This window comes from Lactococcus taiwanensis (genome assembly GCF_014905395.1).
GTDB classification, from domain to species: domain Bacteria; phylum Bacillota; class Bacilli; order Lactobacillales; family Streptococcaceae; genus Lactococcus; species Lactococcus taiwanensis.
The window spans coordinates 1-359 of the sequence record NZ_BNDT01000016.1 but is presented as its reverse complement, the minus strand read 5'-3'; the positions used below and the strand labels follow the sequence as shown (position 1 = coordinate 359).

Sequence of the window (359 nt, the reverse complement as noted above, 5' to 3'; positions counted from 1 at the left end):
CATCCCAGGTTACACACTTGATGAGAAGAAATTGCCAACAAATGCGACAGGTACATTGACAGATAAAGCTCAAATTGTAACTTATGTGTATTCTAAAGATGCGGTCGCTGCCGAAGATGTGACAGTTAAGTACGTTGATGAATCAGGAGAACCTATCCATGATTCACAAACCATCAAAGGTAATATTGGTGATGAATATGATGCAAGTACTCCAGAATATAAATTGACCATCCCAGGTTACACACTTGATGAGAAGAAATTGCCAACAAATGCGACAGGTACATTGACAGATAAAGCTCAAATTGTAACTTATGTGTATTCTAAAGATGCGGTCGCTGCCGAAGATGTGACAGTTAAGT

1 protein-coding gene is annotated in these 359 nt (G+C 39.0%); it reads left to right on the top strand.

Annotation, left to right across the window (positions count from 1 at the left end; all coding sequences use genetic code 11):
• The coding region (locus JKP71_RS09540; protein ID WP_200407814.1) for a MucBP domain-containing protein at positions 1 to 359 on the top strand (359 nt) is incomplete at both ends.